The organism is Idiomarina tyrosinivorans, from assembly GCF_003987475.1.
GTDB lineage: Bacteria > Pseudomonadota > Gammaproteobacteria > Enterobacterales > Alteromonadaceae > Idiomarina > Idiomarina tyrosinivorans.
In genome coordinates, this window is sequence record NZ_PIQH01000005.1 from 1 (window position 1) to 19,909 (window position 19,909).

The window sequence follows — 19,909 nt, forward strand, 5'->3', positions numbered from 1 at the left end:
CTCAGTGGCTTTGGCTTTATAACAACGAACGGCCTAACACGGCCATCGGAGGCATTCCGCCCAAACAATTAACGCAAGCGGTTCATTAATTCTACGAATAGCTGCTGCTTAAAATGGGGGGATTACAATGCTACCGCTCTGGGTATCGGTTCCTGAGCGCTGGGTGTCCTGGCTGGCGAGGACATCTAATTCGCCGGTTAGGGTGTTCAGATTTTAAAAGAACGAAGGCGATTAGAACGTAAAACAATGAATAATTTTAAACCGCCAAAAACCTAATTTCGACTAAACAACAAGCAAAAAAGGTTGGTTTTTAGTACCATTCCCATGCGAACGATGTGAACGAGACAATTTGTCAAACACTATAACTCATCATCGTAAGGATGGTTTATCAACGTGCTTACTATCTCTTGCTGCCTCCTACTAGCCCATGACTCATCTAGTTTCTTTAAAAGAGATATTTGTTTCTCAAAAATGATTCTTCTACAATCTTGATGAGGAATTCGGTTTCTAAGCTCATAATCAGAAGCCATTCTCTTTGTTATCCTGCTAAAGATAAAATACAGAATTTGATCTAGGTTTGAAGCTTTCTTCTTGGAAATCTCCAAACCTCGTTCAGTAGAAATATAAAAACAAAAGCCGTCTACAATTTTCACATAAGGAGTTCCATCACTCTGAGGCGAATCATGAACAACTAATAAAGATTCGGGCGCGCCGATTATTCGGCCTTTACTCCTAACCTCTTTTACAATCTCATCAATACTAACCATATCAATTCTTCTCTTTTAGATAACCATTATCAATCAATTCATCGATATCAACCCTATCGCGCAAATTTGGCAAGATTTGTTTGCCTCCACCACTTTTACCAAAAGCTGGCGCAACCTCACCTTCTATAACTGGCAATGGTTTAATAACTTCATACTGTCGATACACCCTATCCCCATTCCCCGGACCTAGGGCTCTTTGCTCAAATGGAGTACCATTGGGCGATAAAAAAGCACCGTCATTATTACCATAACGATCTAATAAAACTCCTTTTTCCAGTGTGGTAGCTTTAGGTTCTCCTAGAAAGCCTAAACTTCCAGGCCAATGAAAGGAACCATCTTGGTTTGATTGATAAAAATCCATTTCCCCATTAGCTAAATCCGTATTTTTATTTGCAGTAGACGTCTCCGAACCTTTCTCTTTGACCAGTAGATTCTTCAGTTTCTGGTAAATCGGCCTTATGACTTCGGTACCGCCTTCTACAATTTCCTTACTCGCCGTAATAACCAGCTTACGCGTCGCAACCGGTAAACCTGCCATACCTAACGCATCGGACAGCTCCATTCGCTCCAGAATGCCGTCCTGCAAACCAGTAATGATTTCATCGGCTTCAGCTTTGCGTTCAGGGTTAGAAATATCTGACGAGGGGATTGAGTTAATGTCAGCTTTTAGCTTTTCTAACGCCATTATTGCTCTAACAGGGTCAACTCCTTCCTCCTGAGAAGCCAGGATAAGAGAGCGAATTTCACTTGAATATACGATTAATTCACCAGGAAGCCCCTCACCATCTTCACCAAAGAGCGCTTCATCACCTGAAAGCCCTGCCGCTGATAGCAGCTCATCTATTTCCGCTGCAAAAGCCTGCTTATCTGCGTCTTTCTTTTCAGCACTTTTTGCATTGATATCGTTCAAATCATCTGGGAGCTCTGCTGATATCTCCTCGGCCAGCGCTAAACGCTCCTCTTCCGACATACCGGTAATACCAAGCTCATCGGTTACCGCTAAAACCTCGTCGGAAACTTCTTCCAATGCATCACTGGCATTTTCCTCAACCTCTCCCCACGCATCAGGGCTGAGCACGCTTGTCACATTGTCAGTCCACTGCGAGACTTGCTGCTCAGGGTTATCAGCAAGATTACTCAGACTGTCTATCGCCGTGGTGCTGGCGTACAGGTTGGTATTCTGGCTGTCGTCTTTGGTGACTTCCTGTGCAAGGTCGGTGTCGCGGTTTAAGTCGCTGGTGTCCTGCTCAGTGTTGTCTCTGACAACGACAGTGCCTTCACCCACGGTGGCGCGGTTTATCTGCGCTTTATCGTGGTCGCTGTAATTACCGCTTACTGTATAGTTTGTGCCGCTTTCCGTTTGGTTGGTGCTGTTGTCATCACCCATGGTGAAGCCAACGTTTAGGTAGGTGCTTTCTTCCTGGTCATGGTCTTCAATATCGCTGTAACCGAGCGTGCCGGTGCTCAGGCTTAGGTTGCCGCCGTCGTTGCCTTCTTCATCGATATTGGCAATAACCGCGCCGTCTATCTGCGTGTGGCCTTCGGTGCGTATATCCACCGAGCCGCTGCCGGTAATGCTGCTTTGCTCATTCACCCAGGCACTGGAGCCGTCGGTTTCGCCGTAGCCGACACTGGCACCGCCACTCACTCCGACACCGACAGTGATATTGGCGCTAACATCCCAGCGATCGCCTTTCACCTGCCCGGTGTCCTGCACCCAGGCCACCGTTAAGTCCCCACCTACATCCATCGCAACGTCCGTACCGGCCAGGTTGCCGCCTTCAATCACGGTGTCGTTGCCACTGGTGACGCTCAGGTTATTTCCGGCTGTAATGTGGCTGTTGCTGTGAGTGATGCCTTCGCGGTCTAACTCACCTTCGCCCATGGCCATATTGGCCGTAAAGCCGATGCCGTCAGAGCCAAAGTTAATGCCTGCCCCGGCTAAAAATGAAGATGCTCAGGCAGGGCAAACGGCGTCCGATATGAATGCTGTTTGCCCTGCCTGAAAAAAATTCTGATTTTAAAAGAACAAAGGCGATTAAAAACCAGACATAGGTTGTTTTTTAATTGCGCTTACATGTGAACAGGATACCTACCAGTCGCCAACAAAAAGTATGCTCAAAAATGCAATCACGGCTATCACAAAAATACAGGTGCGAGCAGCTTGAAGCCTCATATTGCTAGCATCAAAATATGCACTCCCAGTAGCCATTGAAAGCGATCGATTAAATAAGTAGGTCCAAATAATTAAAATAGCGTAAAACCCAACAAACTGAAGCACACCATCGACCTGAAAAACAAAGTATTTCAGGTACGAAACAACAAGCCACAAAGTCCAGGCTAAAATAACGACAAAGACTCTTACCTTAAAAGGAATCCATTTGTCGGGCCAAATAAAATCACTCGCCTTCATCATCGTCCTTATTGACTAGGTTATTTAGATTTTCTCGTAAAGTAGAATCATCAGGAATAAAGTCTGTGTTCATTTCATGAAAATCAGATAAATCAAGCAACGTATTCACCCTCACTCCAGTGCGTTTACCCAATGCATCAAACCTAGCTTTGCTTAAATAACAATCAAAGTGAGTTAGTTTTTAGTGCCATTCCCATGCGAGCGACGTAAACGGAACACCCTCCTAGAATCTGAGCGCATTCCGTCACTCATAATACTTTGCAGCAAATAACATTTCGGCAAAGAGTTTCCAGTATTCACCATCAACAGTTAGATTTTTCCTTTCCCCATAAAGACCATCCATATCATCTACCCAAGCAGACATCGCTTCCAAAAATGAAGACAAATCGTCATTTTCCCACTGAGCTTTATTTTTTTTCAAATCATGGACTAAACTCATAATAAATTTTGATAAATCACCTTTCGTATTCACCTTATTTAATTCGCCCAACAAATTATTGTCCATTACTTTCCTCCACGAATTCGAATAGACTTCCCGTCAGTCTTGCTTGTAAACTTATAAGACTCATTTGCTATTTCCTCTGCGGTTGCTGGTACCGTCTTTATTGGCACACCAGCATCTTGGAACGCCTTCAAACGACGATTATCTAAAGAGTATGTTTCCCCGTTTTTTTCAAAAACACGAATGGCAGGTACCTTTTCTGCAGAAATTTCTCCTGACTTAAGCCCTTCCACTAGTTTCTCAATGCTTTGACCATCTTTAAATGAGTTCTTTATGCTATCTTGAGTGAATTTTATTTTGTTTGGATCTGCCTCTTGTACAGTATCATTAAAGACCAAATGATCACTCCAGTGCCCGTCCTGCACTGGGGAGCCTTCAACTGAGGGTAGGCTCGCACCGGGCTCATAACCACCGGCTTCCCCCGGTATTTCCGGCGGTGTATTATCCAGTACTGTCGTGCCGGGTGAATCCTGTACAGGATTCGGCATGGCGATTACCGCTGGCTCATCCGCCGCCTGGAATCCGCCGCTATTGCCCAGGGTTCCTTCGTTAAAGTCATTCACAAAGGCCGTAACGGTATCGTTAATACCGGCTCTGGAATCGGCCGGTAAGCCCTGTGTCAGGCTGGCGCGTTTTTCATAGATTTCATTGAACGCATGGTAATTATCTGAGCCTTCTTCAATCAGAGCAGCTTCTTTTACCTTTAACGCTATCAGCTCATTAACCACATACTCCGTATTAATAGTGTCAGGGCTGTTCGTTTCACCTCCCATTAACCCATTAATATCGTTAAATAACTGCTCTACGTCCTGTGCAAATTGCCGTTTTGCATCTTCATCGCCTGACGCAGCCACAATGCCCAGAGCGGCCAGCCCCAGGCCGGCTTCCGCAGCCGGAACAGCAGCGAAAATATTGTGGTCGAGGCTACCCTGATTTTCACTGTCATAGGCCTTTTGGTTTTCCGATATTAAATTCAGGTTAGTCAGGACATCATCCGCAGTTGTCCCGAAGCTATGACTGTTCCCGTCAGCCAGACTGGTATCATTCTGTGCAAAGTTAAAGCCCAGATAGTCTTCCGTGGCATCACCCATAATACGTGCGTATTCGTCACGATTTTTATGGTACGTTTCGGTCTGCTCCGCATCCGGATTTTGCTGGTTATCCAGATAATGCTGGGTTTCATGGCCGACGGTGTTTACGGCGTCTGAGGCGTTGTCGTGAGCGGCGTCGTTCACATACACCGTGTCGGTGTCGCGCGAGTGAGCACCGGCTACCTCAGCAAACAGTGAGTCGTTCGACATCAGTACTTTAGCTTCGGTGGGGTCAACGTCCATATAATCGGCTATTTCATTGACCAGTGCGGTATAAGCCGCCTCCTTCTGTTCGAACGTAGCATCACCGTCTGATAACGTTTTCACATGTTCAGCATTCGCCGGGTTTTGAGTGAAGTTCTTGGTCGCCGTGAAGTAGTCCTGCTTGTTACCCATGTGGTCACGCAGGGAGTCTTCACCCTCACCAGAGCCGGTTAGCGACACGCTGTCCGCGACCACGTCGATAATGGAATCGCCCATAATTTCGGTGCATTTGGCGTCTTCCGCTATCTGTTTTCGCCCGTCTTCACTCAGCAGCCGGTGGTCGACCGTCAGGTCGATGTTGCCCTGCTGGCGGTCAACGTCGTAAATCTCTTTGTTGACGGCCGCGACATCACGGTTAACGCCTTCCAGTGAGGTGTCTTCGCCATCAGCGTGCTGTTGTTGTGGGTGGTTTGTTTGTCCTGCTGCTTGCTGCTGTTTAAGCTGGCATTCACTGTCGGCCCGCCGGCCGCACCCCAGACTGTCTGCGCAACGGTCATACTGCCGCTCTGGGTATCGGTTTCTGAGCGTTGCGTGTCCTGGCTGGCAAGGACGTCTAATGATGCACTAAAACGAAATAAGCATTTTACCTCACGGCATAATATAAATCTGTCATATGATTTTTAGCGGAGTAAGGGAGCTTCTCTAAGCGAATTTGTTTATTAAGCCAAACAAAAATCACCTTGGCATCCCCTTGACTAAATAAGCTATCAAACTTATCCAACAAGGGATCATTTTCCTTCTCTAGCTCTAACTTGATATCTAACAATATCTTTCTCTGCATATTATTCATATCAGTTGGACTTCACCCGTTGCCATCTGCAAACCGAACTCAACATCTACCGCACCTGGTACAATCAAATTCGGACACATTCTAACCTCAGCGGTTTAACGCCGGCTGAAGTCTGGTACGGCAAACGGAATAAAAATGCAGATCGAGCACAATGGGTCAACTCGTGGCAAGGGGTGCTTTGTGGCTATTATTTTCCGGAGTAAAAAGTGAAGATTCTCAGGCAGGGTAAACAGCGTTCATAGTGAATGCTGCATTCCCCTGCCTGAAAAGTAAAAAACCAGGCTGTAAAAGAACAAAGGTGATTAAAAAAACAAACCAAAGAATGCTTTTTTAACCGCCAGAAACTTAGCTTTGCTCAAATAGCAAGCAAAAACAGAGTGAATCTTAGTGCCATTTCTATGCGAACGATATGAACGGGACAACGGGGGCAATTGAAAAGTAAACCTCAGGTTCCTTTCTTAACCACCAGAAATTTAATTACGCTTGATATCAAGCAAATCAAGTTGATTTTTCAATGTACAAACTAAATAAACGGAGAGTTTAGAAAGAAATACCTTATTCTTCATTAAGCCATACACTCTCAATCCAAGTAGCTAAATCAGGCCAACGCTCATCAGTCGGCCCATCATGAGACCAGTAACGAACGTCCCCATCGGCCGTTATACAATAATAATTGCCATTATCTTCGCAAATTGGTAACCAACTCTCAGGTACTCCCTCTTGCCAAGCATTCTTTGCTATTTTGATTAACTCTCTTGGGCTATCCATTTCATCTGTAACCCTCAAAGCATCTTTACCATTCAAAATACTGTCACTTGCTTCTTTCAAAAAAAGCCTATAGTCATCAGGGAAGCAAAACCCTAATTCATTATCATATAGATCCAAAGTCTCATCGTTTGGAAGAGTCTGAGCCTTGGGTAACACAATTCTATTTTTTTTTAGTTCGTTAATAGCATTTATTATATCTGTAGGCATATACATTAGTCTCCTTAATCAAAGTCAGCAGCTCTTTCTTTCCAATACTTTTTTTCTCCATTTATCAAATTCAGCTCGATTAATTCCCGATGGAATATCCGTTCCTGAATTGATATGGATAGTTTTAGAGTTTTTCTGATGGAAAGTTTGTGTCACCTCAGCTACTGGCCCATCTTGGGTTTGCAGCATATGGTGAATATTTATTTTTTGGCCGTCTGGGCCATATGGAGCCAGCCCATTCTCCATCAATTGCTTATTACTCATTCCAGTCTGGACATCTATTCGCGCTGAATCGATCAGATCGTCCCGTTGGTATACCTTGTTTCCGCTAAAAGTAATAGGATCAGATGACCAATACTGCCTATCATTTCCAAAATAAAGACTGTTTTCAACATTATTCGGAGTTAATTTTTTATCAGGAGAAAGTTTACCTATTCCACCAACCCGACCAACCGGTAACAGCCCCACATCCAGCGCAAAGCCTAAGTCCGTACTCATTTCGGTGCGAGCACCGCTGAAATAGTCGCCCTGCAGGTTATCCAGCGCGGCGTTTATCTGGCCGTCTTCCCGCTGCTCGAAAATGCTGGAGATAGTGCCTTCAGGTTCGTTCAGCATTTGCTGCATTCCCAGCGACGCGTTTTGCGCCGTGTCAGCCGGGTCTGAAATCATATCAGCCACTCCCTGCACCATACCACCGCCGGTATCCATGAAACCGGCAAAGGCACCTAAGGCTGCATCTCCCACATCGGACAGAGACTTATCGGCTGCAAGATTCTTATCGTAGAACTTCCATTGCTCTGAGTACTGGCTGGTTAAGCCCTCACCCTCCCGGGTTCGGTCATTGTACTCTGGGGTGCGCTCGTCCTTATAAGCAATAAGGCTCTGCTTCACCTCTTCTTTCGTGTAAGTTTTGGGAGCGGCATCGGTGGATGCAGGCACATCACTGTCGGGATACTCCGCATAGACATCACCCTGCTCAACCAAGGCTTCCTCTAAATAATACTATCGATAACAGCTAGCTCAAGCTGCTCTACGCAGGTATGTTAAAAGCGTCTGACCGGTGGTCGCATCCGGTGCAAAACTGGAACCTAACCCTGTCGCAACTAACCTCCGCTTCGACGGCCGACTGGATGCTCACATCGACCTATGAAAACTTGGTTGACACAGAATATTGAACACCCTCAAGATCGGATTTAACCGTGCAATCAGCCATTTACACAAAATCTTTTACAGTCTCCATTAAACCAAGTCAGCAGTTTAATTTTTAACCTTGTTTAATTCGTTGTAAGCCTGCCCGTATATCCTATAGCTAGTAAATATTTTATCCGTGTTTTCCTCTAACCAATCTAAACGTCCATCAAGCGTCGCATCGGAATAACCTTCATACCCGATTTTTTGAAAAGCTCTGGATAACAACCACAAGACATACTCATGAGTGTGACCTTCAGAATCGGTATGAACTAACCACAAACCATAGAGAGAATGATTATATCTCTCTCCTTCAAATATAATTTTCCAACCATCGTTTCCCAAAAATTCGGCAGTGTAATCATTGTCCTTAGTCAACTGAAACCCCAATTTCGGTAAGCGTTCTAACAGTAACTTTAAATGCTCTTGGTAAGCTGGAATCATTTTTAACCCTCTTTCTTAACCATTTTTTTAGTAACTGGATCATACTCATAACCACTTTCAATTAAGTAATCATACTCTCGACCAAAACCTGTCCTTTCAACGGTTCCATCTGCAAGCTCACGATTTAACACACTCGGAGTAGGATCTGTAGCAAGCACGATATCATCCCCGCGACTTATCGCTTTATCCAAAAATGGTTGATTCACTTCTTTCCAAAATTGCTCTGGAGTTTGATAATAGTCGGGGGGAGCGTTCAAAATATTAAATGAGCCATCTTTAGCTTCAAAATTCATTGTTGAAGGATATCTCAAGTCATCAATAATATGTTGCATATCAGATCTGTAGTTTCCTAGAATCGTCGTAGTCGCATCAGGGTTAGCAACCAACTCCAGGCCACTTGTTGTTTCAAAGTCAACCTTATTATCAATCTGCTTGTAAAAGTCTCCCGTTACGCCATAAATATTCGTTCCAGCATAAAAGTCACCTTCCCCTGTTTGATCAAACGAAACATCAATCTCCCCATTATTCGGAGTTAATTTTTTATCAGGAGAAAGTTTACCTATTCCACCAACCCGACCAACCGGCAACAGCCCAGCATCCAGCGCAAAGTCTAGGTCAGTACTCATTCCGGTACGGGCGCCGCTGAAATCGTCGCCCTGCAGGTTATCCAGCGCGGCGTTTATCTGGCCGTCTTCCCGCTGCTCGAAAATGCTGGAGATAGTGCCTTCAGGTTCGTTCAGCATCTGCTGCATTCCCAGCGACGCGTTTTGCGCCGTGCCAGCCGGGTCTGAAATCATATCAGCCACTCCCTGCACCATACCACCGCCGGTATCCATGAAACCGGCAAAGGCACCTAAGGCTGCATCTCGATAATCGGACAGAGACTTATCGGCGGCAAGATTCTTATCGTAGAACTGCCATTGCTCTGAGTACTGGCTGGTTAAGCCCTCACCCTCCCTTGTGCGGTCATTGTACTCTGAGGTGCGCTCGTCCTTATAAGCAATAAGGCTCTGCTTCACCTCTTCTTTCGTGTAAGTTTTGGGAGCGGTATCGGGGGATTCAGGCACATCACTGTCGGAATATTCCGCATAGGCACTACCCTGCTCCATCAGCGCTGCCGCCAGATAATCCAGCGCGGTCTCATCGCTCTCACGGCCGTTTTCTTCAAAGGTACTGCTCCAGCTGGCATCCAGATGGCTGAGCAGCTCTTCGGCCATGCGTTTTTCTGCGGCCTCTTCGGTTATCCCCTCTTTCTTTGCCATCAGCGGAGCCATTTCCTCAATGGCCTGCATTTCTTTTGACTGCAGCTGACGATAATCCACCTGCGCATTGCCCACAGCATTGGCGTGTTGTGTGCCCTGCCGTACGGTATTGCTGCCCGCTAAGTCATCCGTACCCACATTGGCAAGCCCGCCGCCCGTAGCCTGGTCAATGCGGTTGGCCAGCTGACCACCGACCAAATTGGCGATGGCTTCCTGTGCATCGTCGTTTTCACCGCCGGTTCGCAGGGTTACGGTTTCATACACTTCATGGCCAAGGGTGTTGGTCATGTCCTTGCCGTCGGTGGCGTTGTCGACATTCACGTAAATTGTGCCGCGCTTGCTATGGCCTTCTTCGGTTACCGTCGCACCTTTAACATCACCCAGCACCGTGTCCCGCAATGAAACGCTGGTGGTTTCCGAGCCTGCGTAGAAGTGAATGTCGCCCGGGTCGATACCGAACTTTTCCTGCGCCCTATGGCCCAGCTCGGCCTCGGCGGCTAAACGCTGGTCCGGGTCGTCACTGGTCAGTCGTGCCAGTAACGCCTGACCTTCGGCAGTGCGCGTCAGGTCATTTTTCAGCTGCGTCATTTTGTGAGTGCTGTCGAGTGACACCCAGAAGTTGCCCACGCCCAGGTCTTTGTTGGTCGCAACCGCTGCACCGGCGTTGTAGGTATCCTCCAGTGCGTCGGATGTATTCTCACCCACCAGCCCCCAGGCATCCGTGCTGGCCACACTGACAACATTATCCTTCCACTGGTTAAGCTGCTCTGAAGGGTTTTCCGCCAAGTTCGTCAGGCTCTCTGCCGCCGTGGTGCTGACGTACAGATTGGTATTCTGGCTGTCGTCTTTGGTGACTTCCTGCGCAAGGTCGGTATCGCGGTTTAAGTCGCTGGTGTCCTGCTCAGTGTTGTCTCTGACAACGATGGTGCCCTCACCCACGGTGGCGCGGTTTGTCTGCGTTTTATCGCGGTCGCTGTAATTACCGCTTGCTGTATAGTTTGTGCCGCTTTCCGTTTGGTTGGTACTGTTGTCATCACCCATGGTGAAGCCAACGTTCAGATAGGTGCTTTTTTCCTGGTCGTGGTCTTCAATATCGCTGTAGGCAAGCGTGCCGGTATCCAAGCTTAAGTTGCCGCCGTCGCTGCCTTCTTCGTCGATATTGGCGATAACCGCGCCGTCTATCTGGGTATGGCCTTCTGTACGAATGTCCACTGAGCCGCTGCCGGTAATACTGCTTTGCTCATTCACCCAAGCGCTTGAGCCGTCGGTTTCGCCGTAGCCGACGCTGGCGCCCACAGTGGCTCCCGCACCAACAGTGATGTTCGCACTAACGTCCCAACGCTCTCCGCTGACTTTGCCAGTATCTTGAACAGAAGCTAATGTCAGGTCACCACCAACATCCATCGCCACGTCCGTACCGGCCAGGTTGCCGCCTTCAATGCTCGTATCATTACCACTGCTTACGGTTAGCGCATTACCCGCAGTAACATGACTATTCGCATTAGTCACTCCTTCTCGGTCTAAATCACCCTCTCCCAGAGCGACATTAGCAGTGAAACCCACACCCTCAGAGCCGAAATTCATTCCAGCTCCAGCACTTGAGTGGCTATCTTCGCTATCGCTGCTGTACTGGTTCTGTGCAGCTTCTATAACAATGTCATTAGCTGCCGTTAACGAAACATGTCCTTCTCCATTAACATCACTGCCAACAATCGTTAAGTCATTTTTGGCGTTTAGGTCAACATTCCCGCCTGCGCTTAGCTGACTTCCCGTACTACTTGACTGCTGGCTGTCTAAATCACTATCCGCTTGGTTATAACCTGCGGTTAAGCTGACATTGGTGGTTCTTGCATCAAGGTTGAATCCAGTTTGCAAGTAGTCCGTTTCATATTCACTCTGCTGGCTATTCTGGGCATCCGCAATAGTGATATCCTTCGCGCTGATCGCCAAATCGTTGTCAGCGGTTACATTCGCTCCCTCAAGTAAAGCGTTCCCGCCAGCACTGATGTTGATGTCACTTCCTGCCGCGAGGCCGCTAGACTTCGCGAGGCTTTGCTGTGATGTATCAGTGGTCGTCTCGGTTGTTTGGCCTAGGTGTGCTCCTGCACTCGGACCTGCATTATTGAGCGTTTCTGCGGCTTGCAGGACTGAACTCGCTACACTGACAGCATCGCCTCCCTGTCCAAGATTGCTAATCGCATCAACGGTAGTTCCAATATTGTAGTTCGCACTCACAGTTAAACCGTCACGTGTATTGCTACTCTCGGTCTCTTGGTTAAACAGCTCCTGTGCCGTAACAATATTAATGTCATTGGCTGCGGTCAGATTGATATCTTGCCCAGCTTCAACGTCGCTACCAGAAATGAGTAAGTCTCTTCCTGCATTAATCTGAACAGTGTTTCCAGCGGTGAGTAAGCTGCTAGTTTGCGTCACACTCTCGTTAGAAATCGTATCTTTTTGCGTATCATCACCGGCAAAAATACTCGCGGTATTAATATCTGCACTAACACCGATGCCCGTTTTGGTCTCTGTTTTACGACGAGAATTGGCGCTGCTACTCTCACCAGTCGCTATGTTGACATCGCGGTCAGCATCGAGTTGAAGAAGGTTTCCTGCGGTCAGTTCCGAGCCAACAACATTCAGATCGCGACTTGCCGCGAGTGCCATATTGTCAGTCGCCCTAAAAGTACTGCCAACATAGTCGGTTTGGTTGGTGCGGTTTTCAGACGCTGTTTCTTTAGCAACCGACAGGAAGTTATCGCTGAAATCTAGGGTCAAACCATTGCTACGGCTCTCTTGGTAAAGCGAACGGGTTTCCGTATCGCCTAAAATATTAATATCTGCCGCATGCGCATCTTCATTTCCAAAACCGGCTTGCGCATTAATATTCTCCGCGCTCAAACGTCCTGCGAGAACGTTAATGTCATTTTGCGCAAGTAATGCGATGTCACCATTTGCGCTAAGTTCTGAATGCCCTAGATATTGAACATCTGTTTCAGTCGTTTCACTTGAGCCAAATAACCCGCCAAATAAGCTCTCTTGTTCTGAGTGGGTTTCTGCCTCCCATTCTTCGCCAGAAACGATATTTAACTCACCATCGGTATAAGCAACAACATCGCCGCCAGCCTGTAACTGAGTTCCCTCTAAAAGCACATCACCAGAGTTATATAATGCCAAACCGTCATCTGATTGATGTGCATTTAAGCTAATATTGCCGCCCGCTAAGACAACCGAGCCTTGATGGTCAGCACTATAAGTTTCATCAACGGTAACCGTTTTCTTAAAGAAACTTTCACTCGTATGTTGCTTGCGGTCTTCATGATATTCAACGACGCCCAACAGGTTCATCTCATTGCCTGCCGTCATTTCAACATCACCACCCGCGAGGAACTGAGCGCCTTCCGATTGCAGGTTGTTACCTGCAGACACACTAAGGTTGCCGCCGGCTTCCATACTCACCACGTCGTAAGTACGGTCCTCTTCAATGTCGTAGCCACCATCGAAATACCACTCATGACCGCTGACATCTTCGACGGCGCTTAACAGCACATCATTGCCCGCTTGCAGACTAATATCGCCAGCGGCAGCAAGGTCGGTACCTTGTAAGTCGATATTGTTACCCGCATTCATCATCAGGTTATCTGTGGAAACAATCTCCGGGGCATCTTCGATATCGGTATAGGTACGGCTATCGCCATTTTTGAATTCAAGCGTGTGTTGGGTGAATTCAGTGCGGTTAATAATGTCTCCGCCCGCATTCAGGAGCACGTTGCCGCCACTTAGCAGGTTCTCATTCACTAAATCTTCGCCGGCACTGACACTTAGAACATCACCACCAATCACTTCGCCCTGGTTGGTAAAGTTGCCGCCGATATCCAGATAAAGGTTGTCACTGGTTAACGATTGGGTATTGGTAAAATCGCCTCCGAGCTCCAACCCAAGCATGTTGTCGCTATCAAAAAAGCCATAGGTACCTAGGTCTAAGCCTGCTTCACTGCTTAGTAATAAGCCATCACCTGCGGAAATGCCGCTATCGATAGATAAGCCTGAGTCGGCGTTGATATCGACAACACCACTTGCGCTCAACGTCACGCCGTCATCCAATAAGTCCGCTTGACTGATCGCACTGTATAGGCCAGCTTGCCCTTGATTGATTGCATCGCCATCAAAACCAAGATCGTCGGTTAATACTTGAACCTGCTCTTCGGTGAGAAAGACATTTTGTGCGTTGTTTGCATAAGTCCCGTTGCTTGGCGCTTGTGCCTGCTGTTGCTCGGCAATCGTATTTTCTTGTGTGTCTTCCAGACGCTTAAAAATCACATCCGGATTTTGATCCGCATCATCTGCATCGGCGATTTCCGCCACTCCACTAGGAGAGTTTTCGGAGACCGGTGCTGAAGGCACTGCATTAGTAGGAACTTGGTTGTTATCCGCGAGGTTAAGCTCAGTAAACCCAACAGTTTGTGCCATTGACGGATCTAACGGCCCGTTGACTCTTCCACCGCTATTTTTCCAGAGTTTTCCAGAGGGTTTATCACTGCCACCAGTGCCAGATTGCTCGCCAAGGTCTTCAATATTGCGGCGAACAATTGGAATCTCTTGAGTGTCACCAACTTCGCGTGTGACCGTGGGCGGCTGTTCTACACCGGTATCGGTGTCTACATCTTGGATATCGCGGCGAACGAGCGGAACTTCTTGGGTGTCGCCTACATCGCGTGTGACCGCCGGCAGTGTTGCCGTTCCCGGATCGGTACTCAGATCTTTGATCGTTCTACGGGCAATCGTGACCGTTTCTGCTGAGCCTGTATCTTTCGAAATCTCGTCATCCGTATTCGCTATTTCGGTACCGCTACCGGATTGATTAACTTCTCGTTGCGCCGAGTTTGTTGTAGTCGCGTTACCATTATCGCGGTAAACGGTGATATTCTGGCTACTACTAGTTTGCGCAGACGGTCCACGAGCAGCCGTTCCTTTGCTACCACTCGCTTGGGTATTCACTGAAGAGGCTTGGGTATCGGACGGGCTAACATCATTTAACACCAATGATCCGGATAAGTTTCCGCTAATATTTCCCGCGGTTACGGTGCCATATTTTTCGCCTTCTACGTAGTTAACTTCCGTGTATTCTTCAACAAAGGTTTCATTGGTTTTAACAAGGTTTTCCTCGTTAGAGCATGTTTCAATTGTCGATCCTTTTAGATCAGCTCCAGGACAGCTTCCCGTCCACCTCTCCTCGTAAACCTCAACAAAGGTTTCATCTCTACTTTCGGCTGAATTATTGGTAAAACTTTCTCCTGAAAGCACTAAATTTCTAACAGCAGAAATTGTTCCAAAATCGTTGGTGATAGTTCCGGTTAACGCTAAATCTCTTCCGGCCGCTATTAAACCCACTTGTCCATCAACGGTTGCCTCATAAGTCGTGGTTGTCTCGGTAACTCGTTGTCCCTTCCACACTTCGATTTCTTTATATGCTGGAGCAACATTCGTGAAGCCATCGGGATAACTGGTGGTAGTTACGGGGTCGCTAGCAGAATAAGAGAACGTTCCCACATAGGTATTGAGGATTTCGCCACTGATGCTCATATCGTTGGCAGCGGCAATGGTTCCACCGTTATTAGTGATTTTCGCGCCGGTGATTATCGCATTATAATTTGAATAGATATTACCGGTATTGGTTACATTGCCATCAAGATTGAGTAAGTTGCTGGCAAACAACAAATTGCTATTATTTATGTTGCCGCTAACATCTAGAACATTTGCGGCAGCTAAGGTGCCACCATTATTGACGGTAGTTGCGTCAACAGTTAACGAATTGTTGCTGCTAATAACTCCGCTATTAACTAGATTGTCAGCAGAAATACTGGCACTGTCCCCAGCACGCAACAACGCGCCTGAACGGTTAGTAATATCGGAGGCCGTTAATGCTAAACGGCCATTGGTTACAACCGTGCCGCGATTGTCGATATCGGCCTGTGTTGATAGGCTGATATCACCTACCGCACTCATATAATCCGAGTCAGTTAACGAAATATCCTGACCACTACGTAAATTGATATTTCGCGCTTGAATAGTTCCTACTGATAACGCATTTGCGTCAACGCCAACAGTGCCATCAGATTGCAGAGAACCATTGCTATTATTAAGTGTGTGCGCGTCTATTGTGAGCGCTTGAAATCCTGACGTGAGCCCACTGTTCGTGAGGGTACCGTCAGTGTTTATTGTGACCCCAGCAGAGCGGCTGGCTAGGGTCCCACTGTTGTTTAGGCTCGTTGCCGTTAATAGTAATGTGTCGGCAGCAGAGACGGTGCCGCCATTTTGAATGGCTCCGGCACTATCAAGAAGTATTCCCCCATTACTCAACAGCAAAGCATCACTACCGCCACTGTTAATCGTAGAGGCCGTTATCGATAGACTTCCTGAGCCACCCAATAGAATTGAACCGTGGCGATTATCCACGGCAGCGGCTTCAATCGACAAGTCGTTTCCACTTGCCGCAATATAGCCATTTACATTAGCCAGATCGTTTGCAATCAAGTGGCTGTCAGCGGACGAAAAGCCAACGATAGACCCATCAGTATTATTAACGTTTCCGCTACTAGCAATATCGAACTGCCCCGCAATGATCGAACCAGAGCGATTATCCAAACCACCGGAGGTATCTAGAGCTAAGCTACCGTTAGCTTTAATTGATCCTGACTGCTGATTAATACCGCCTGCACTGGTCACCGTTAATACTTCACCTGAGTGGGCTATCAAGCCTTGCTGGTTATCCAACTCACCACTGCGGGTGCGCAGGGTCATGTGGTCGCTGGTGGCTTGTATCACGCCGTCGCGGTTACTTAACTGCGCGGTGTCGATGAGTGTTGCGCCACTGCCGGTGGAGGTCAGTACCCCATTATCATTATTCAGGGTATTGGCTTGCAGTTGCAGCGCCTGCCCTTGGATCTGCCCGCTGTTGGTCACATCGCCTTGGGTATCAATGGTCAGGGTGCCATCACTGAGTAAGCTGCCGCCTTGGTTATTCAATCAGTCTCAAGCGCCAATACACCGATACTTTGGATCAAGCCTTGCTGGTTATCCAACTCACCACTGCGGGTGCGCAGGGTCATGCGGTCGTTGGTGGCTTGTATCACGCCATCGCGGTTACTTAACTGCGCGGTGTCGATGAGTGTTGCAGCACTGCCGGTGGAGGTCAGTACCCCATTGTCATTATTCAGGGTATTGGCTTGCAGTTGCAGCGCCTGCCCTTGGATCTGCCCGCTGTTGGTCACATCGCCTTGGGTATCAATGGTCAGGGTGCCATCACTGAGTAAGCTGCCGCCTTGGTTATTCAAGGCACTGCTCACCTGCATCGTGCCTTCGGTATACAGCTCGCTGTTATTGACCAAGGTGCCGTTGCTGCGCGCCAGGGTCATGCTCTGCTTGGCATACACGCTACCCGCGCCATTAACGCTGTTTTCAATCCGCACATCCCCGGCACTGGCAATACGGCCACCGCTGTTGTCGATCGTGCCCTGATTGCCCAACAACAACTGGCCACTGCCTGCGTGGATCAGTTGGCCACTGTTACGCAGATCACCGCCCAGGCTCATACTGTCGCTGCTGTTATGCAGCACGCCTTGGTTGGTTAGCTGCGCGACATCCAGCACTAAGGTCTCTGCGCCGGTATCGGCATTCACCAACACCCCGGTGTCGGTATTGAGCAGCTGCTGACCTTGGTAATTCCCGCGGTCGCTTTCTATCCGGCCGCTATTCTCAAGCAAGTCAAAGCCTGTCACCGCAACGTCGCTGGCCGCCACCGTACCGGTGTTGGTAAAGGTATCGGTGTCGATAGCCAAACTCGCGTCACTGTACAGCAGGGCATCGTTGGTGATGTCGGTCACGGCTAATGCCAGTTGCTCGGTCGCCGACAGCGTACCGGTGTTAATGAGTTCTGCAGCGGTTACCTGTGCATTTTTTGCTGCGATCAGCCCTTCGGTATTCCTCACAGACAAAGCGTGAATATCAAGATCAGCATCGCTACTGATTTGGCCTTTCTGGTTAATAACTTGGCGTGTAGCTATTTTTAACGCCTGTTTTGCCTGAATGGCACCTTGCGTGTTATCAACGTTGGCACTGTTAATGTGTAAGTCACCAGCAGAATAAATATCGCCGCCGTTGTTGGCTAAATCACCAAGCACAGAAAGTGCTAACCCATCAGTACCTTGCTGGATAATTTGGCCATAACGGTTATCTAGCGTAAGGTCACTTAGCATCAACCATTCACCATGGCTTTCAATAACACCGCGGTTGGTTAATTCATCGGTTGTAAGCTGCAGTGACTGGCCGTTGGTTCCAACCGTCAGTAGCGTACCCAGGTTTTCAAAAGAATCAGCGCCGAGGTTCGCGTAGATCCCTTCTAACCGCGCATTCTCGCCATTGCTTAACGTCGCGGTGTCGACCTGCAGTAATCCTGCGGTAATAACCCCCGCCTCACCATTCGTTAACCGATCCGAAAGAATTGAAAGTTGGCCATCAACAGAAACAATTCCATGGCCGTTATCAAGATTCTGCGTTGCAATGCCCACGTTACTGTTAGCGACAATTTGGCCACTTACATTCGTCACACTGTCGTTAGCAATAACCGATAGCGCGCCTGCGCCATTGTGAATAACCTGACCACTATTGTTGTTTACACTCTCAGTTGTTAATAAGGCATTATTGCCAAACTGCAAAACGCCTTGGTTATTCAGGTCACTAGCAGCGATCTCGGTATTACCCGCCGCAAACCAAACCCCTTTGTTATCTAAAGTCTCAGCAGCCGTAATTTGCGCTGAACCATTACTGACAACATACCCTTCTTCAACGGCTATATCGGTGCTATTGAGCTGTAAACCACCGTCTACTGAGGTTTGGTAGATCACCCCCTTTTTTTGGCGGAGGGTATCTGCGTTAACAAGCATATTTTGCGCTTGTATCTGCCCTGCGTTGGTAAGACTATTTGTGATGACCGATAGACGGTTACTATTAATGACACCGCTGTTGCTCACATCATTCGCAGTTAGCGACACCGTATTACCTTGAATGACCGACTGCTCACTTGTTACGGTTGAGTCTGCACTTATTTGTAAGTCATTCTCTGCGGCAATCACACCTTGGTTGGTTAGTTGCTTATCGGTCGTTATTTGGACGTTGTTGCCGTATGCTGTACCGGTAATTTCGGTGCTCGAAGACGCGGAAGCAATCTGTAATTCGCCGTTTGCTATGGTGTCTTTTAACTGAAGTCTGCCATCGGCGGTTAATGTCAGGTCGCTGGTAGAGGTAATTAAGCCCTCACTACGAACCCCTAATCCCGCTTCCGTACCAATTAAACTAATGCGGTTCGCATACATCGCCCCCAATTGTGAGGCATCTAGGGCAAATTCGTAATCTTTTGAATCATCTACCGCAGAACTGGAGGTCTGATTCTCTAAACTCTGGTAATCGTAGTAATTAGGACCTGTGCGAATAGACAGATCTCTGGCGTAAAGCGCCGCATTTAGCTGCATTGCTCGGGTTAAAATATCGAACTTATCAACGTTTGACGCGTTTAACCCAGCGCCAGTAATAGTAATATCACCGCCGGCGACATCAATTCCGACCAGATTACCGTCTTGCATATCTGGGCGGCCGGTTGTCAACATCACTCGTGGTGTATTAATAAAACCGCAGCCGTCACAGGTAATACCGTTTGGGTTAGCCAGAACAAACTCCGCTGAATCACCAAATACTTCGGTAAAACCTAATAAGTTTGACCGGCTATTACTGGTGACTTCTGCCAGTATTAACTTCGCCGTACCTGCTGTTAATCGACGGTTACCATCAACCCAACCGCCTATTACCGACTGTGCTGGAGCTTGGCTGTTGTTTAAAATCACGCCGCTCGGCGTGACATTAAATTGGCTAAATTTGTTATGTGAAACGCCTTTTGCGGTTGGCGTAACAATATCTATCACTAAGGTGCCGTTTGCTGAACGACGCAGCACTGCTTGTTGGCCAGATGCTAATTGCATCGGCTGCGACTGCACAGTTGTTGCTGCCTGCGCTTGCCGTTGTTCTACGGTCAGGATATTTTCTTCAGCTCGGCTTCCCGCACGTTCAATGCCATGGGCTGCCATCAAAACGGGGTTCCCCGCAAACACGGCAATCAATATTCGGGCAGTAACGGCTCGCCATTTACACGTAAACATAGAAA

Annotated in this window: 12 protein-coding genes and 1 pseudogene; 1 reads left to right on the forward strand and 12 read right to left on the reverse strand. The window is 47.8% G+C overall.

The window, feature by feature from the left end:
* Positions 1–359: 359 nt before the first annotated feature.
* The 9 genes from CWI84_RS06130 to CWI84_RS06170 form a co-directional block, all read right to left on the reverse strand.
* On the reverse strand, positions 360–767 hold the full coding sequence (locus tag CWI84_RS06130) for an Imm63 family immunity protein (RefSeq protein WP_126841706.1): 408 nt from the start codon (positions 765–767) through the stop codon (positions 360–362).
* A 1-nt stretch (position 768) separates the two neighbouring features.
* Positions 769–2,697: a glycohydrolase toxin TNT-related protein gene (locus tag CWI84_RS06135; RefSeq protein WP_275540939.1), complete on the reverse strand. Its 1,929-nt coding sequence runs from the start codon at positions 2,695–2,697 to the stop codon at positions 769–771.
* A gap of 162 nt (positions 2,698–2,859) precedes the next feature.
* Positions 2,860–3,180 (reverse strand): hypothetical protein, encoded by a 321-nt coding sequence (locus CWI84_RS06140; protein WP_126841708.1) that lies wholly within the window; start codon positions 3,178–3,180, stop codon positions 2,860–2,862.
* Between the two features lie 244 nt (positions 3,181–3,424).
* A complete protein-coding gene (locus tag CWI84_RS06145) occupies positions 3,425–3,685 on the reverse strand; it encodes a DUF7660 family protein (RefSeq protein ID WP_126841709.1) in 261 nt (86 codons plus the stop codon).
* Complete coding sequence (locus tag CWI84_RS06150) at positions 3,685–5,253, reverse strand: hypothetical protein (protein WP_126841710.1); 1,569 nt, start codon at positions 5,251–5,253, stop codon at positions 3,685–3,687. The genes CWI84_RS06145 and CWI84_RS06150 overlap by 1 nt, the downstream gene beginning before the upstream one ends.
* A gap of 71 nt (positions 5,254–5,324) precedes the next feature.
* Entirely contained in the window at positions 5,325–5,639 is a 315-nt protein-coding gene (locus CWI84_RS06155; RefSeq protein ID WP_126841711.1) for a hemagglutinin repeat-containing protein, read from the reverse strand.
* A complete protein-coding gene (locus CWI84_RS06160; protein ID WP_126841712.1) occupies positions 5,621–5,827 on the reverse strand; it encodes a hypothetical protein in 207 nt (68 codons plus the stop codon). The genes CWI84_RS06155 and CWI84_RS06160 overlap by 19 nt, the downstream gene beginning before the upstream one ends.
* Before the next feature lie 555 nt (positions 5,828–6,382).
* The gene (locus CWI84_RS06165; RefSeq protein ID WP_126841713.1) at positions 6,383–6,802 is read right to left on the reverse strand and encodes an SMI1/KNR4 family protein; all 420 of its coding nucleotides are present in this window, start codon (positions 6,800–6,802) and stop codon (positions 6,383–6,385) included.
* Positions 6,803–6,826: 24 nt separating this feature from the next.
* Complete coding sequence (locus tag CWI84_RS06170) at positions 6,827–7,786, reverse strand: HNH/ENDO VII family nuclease (RefSeq protein WP_157981003.1); 960 nt, start codon at positions 7,784–7,786, stop codon at positions 6,827–6,829.
* A gap of 35 nt (positions 7,787–7,821) precedes the next feature.
* Here CWI84_RS06170 and CWI84_RS11755 point away from each other — a divergent pair.
* A pseudogene (locus CWI84_RS11755) lies at positions 7,822–7,952 on the forward strand (IS256 family transposase); the annotation flags it as partial.
* A 107-nt stretch (positions 7,953–8,059) separates the two neighbouring features.
* Here CWI84_RS11755 and CWI84_RS06180 read toward each other — a convergent pair.
* From CWI84_RS06180 to CWI84_RS06190, 3 genes are read right to left on the reverse strand one after another with little or no spacing between them, the layout of a single operon-like run.
* Complete coding sequence (locus tag CWI84_RS06180) at positions 8,060–8,434, reverse strand: hypothetical protein (RefSeq protein WP_126841715.1); 375 nt, start codon at positions 8,432–8,434, stop codon at positions 8,060–8,062.
* Between the two features lie 2 nt (positions 8,435–8,436).
* Positions 8,437–16,722 carry a hemagglutinin repeat-containing protein gene (locus CWI84_RS06185; protein ID WP_126841716.1) on the reverse strand — a complete coding sequence of 2,762 codons (8,286 nt, stop codon included), beginning with the start codon at positions 16,720–16,722 and terminating at the stop codon, positions 8,437–8,439.
* Positions 16,719–19,904 carry a two-partner secretion domain-containing protein gene (locus CWI84_RS06190; RefSeq protein ID WP_126841717.1) on the reverse strand — a complete coding sequence of 1,062 codons (3,186 nt, stop codon included), beginning with the start codon at positions 19,902–19,904 and terminating at the stop codon, positions 16,719–16,721. Before CWI84_RS06190 ends, CWI84_RS06185 begins: the two co-directional genes overlap by 4 nt.
* Positions 19,905–19,909 lie beyond the last annotated feature (5 nt).

Bases quoted from the DNA above. Each gene is read 5' to 3' on its own strand.
- CWI84_RS06160 (WP_126841712.1), bottom strand. From the start codon at position 5,827: ATGAATAATATGCAGAGAAAGATATTGTTAGATATCAAGTTAGAGCTA.
- CWI84_RS06130 (WP_126841706.1), bottom strand. From the start codon at position 767: ATGGTTAGTATTGATGAGATTGTAAAAGAGGTTAGGAGTAAAGGCCGA.
- CWI84_RS06180 (WP_126841715.1), bottom strand. From the start codon at position 8,434: ATGATTCCAGCTTACCAAGAGCATTTAAAGTTACTGTTAGAACGCTTA.
- CWI84_RS06165 (WP_126841713.1), bottom strand. From the start codon at position 6,802: ATGCCTACAGATATAATAAATGCTATTAACGAACTAAAAAAAAATAGA.
- CWI84_RS06140 (WP_126841708.1), bottom strand. From the start codon at position 3,180: ATGAAGGCGAGTGATTTTATTTGGCCCGACAAATGGATTCCTTTTAAG.
- CWI84_RS06190 (WP_126841717.1), bottom strand. From the start codon at position 19,904: ATGTTTACGTGTAAATGGCGAGCCGTTACTGCCCGAATATTGATTGCC.
- CWI84_RS06145 (WP_126841709.1), bottom strand. From the start codon at position 3,685: ATGGACAATAATTTGTTGGGCGAATTAAATAAGGTGAATACGAAAGGT.
- CWI84_RS06150 (WP_126841710.1), bottom strand. From the start codon at position 5,253: ATGGGCGATTCCATTATCGACGTGGTCGCGGACAGCGTGTCGCTAACC.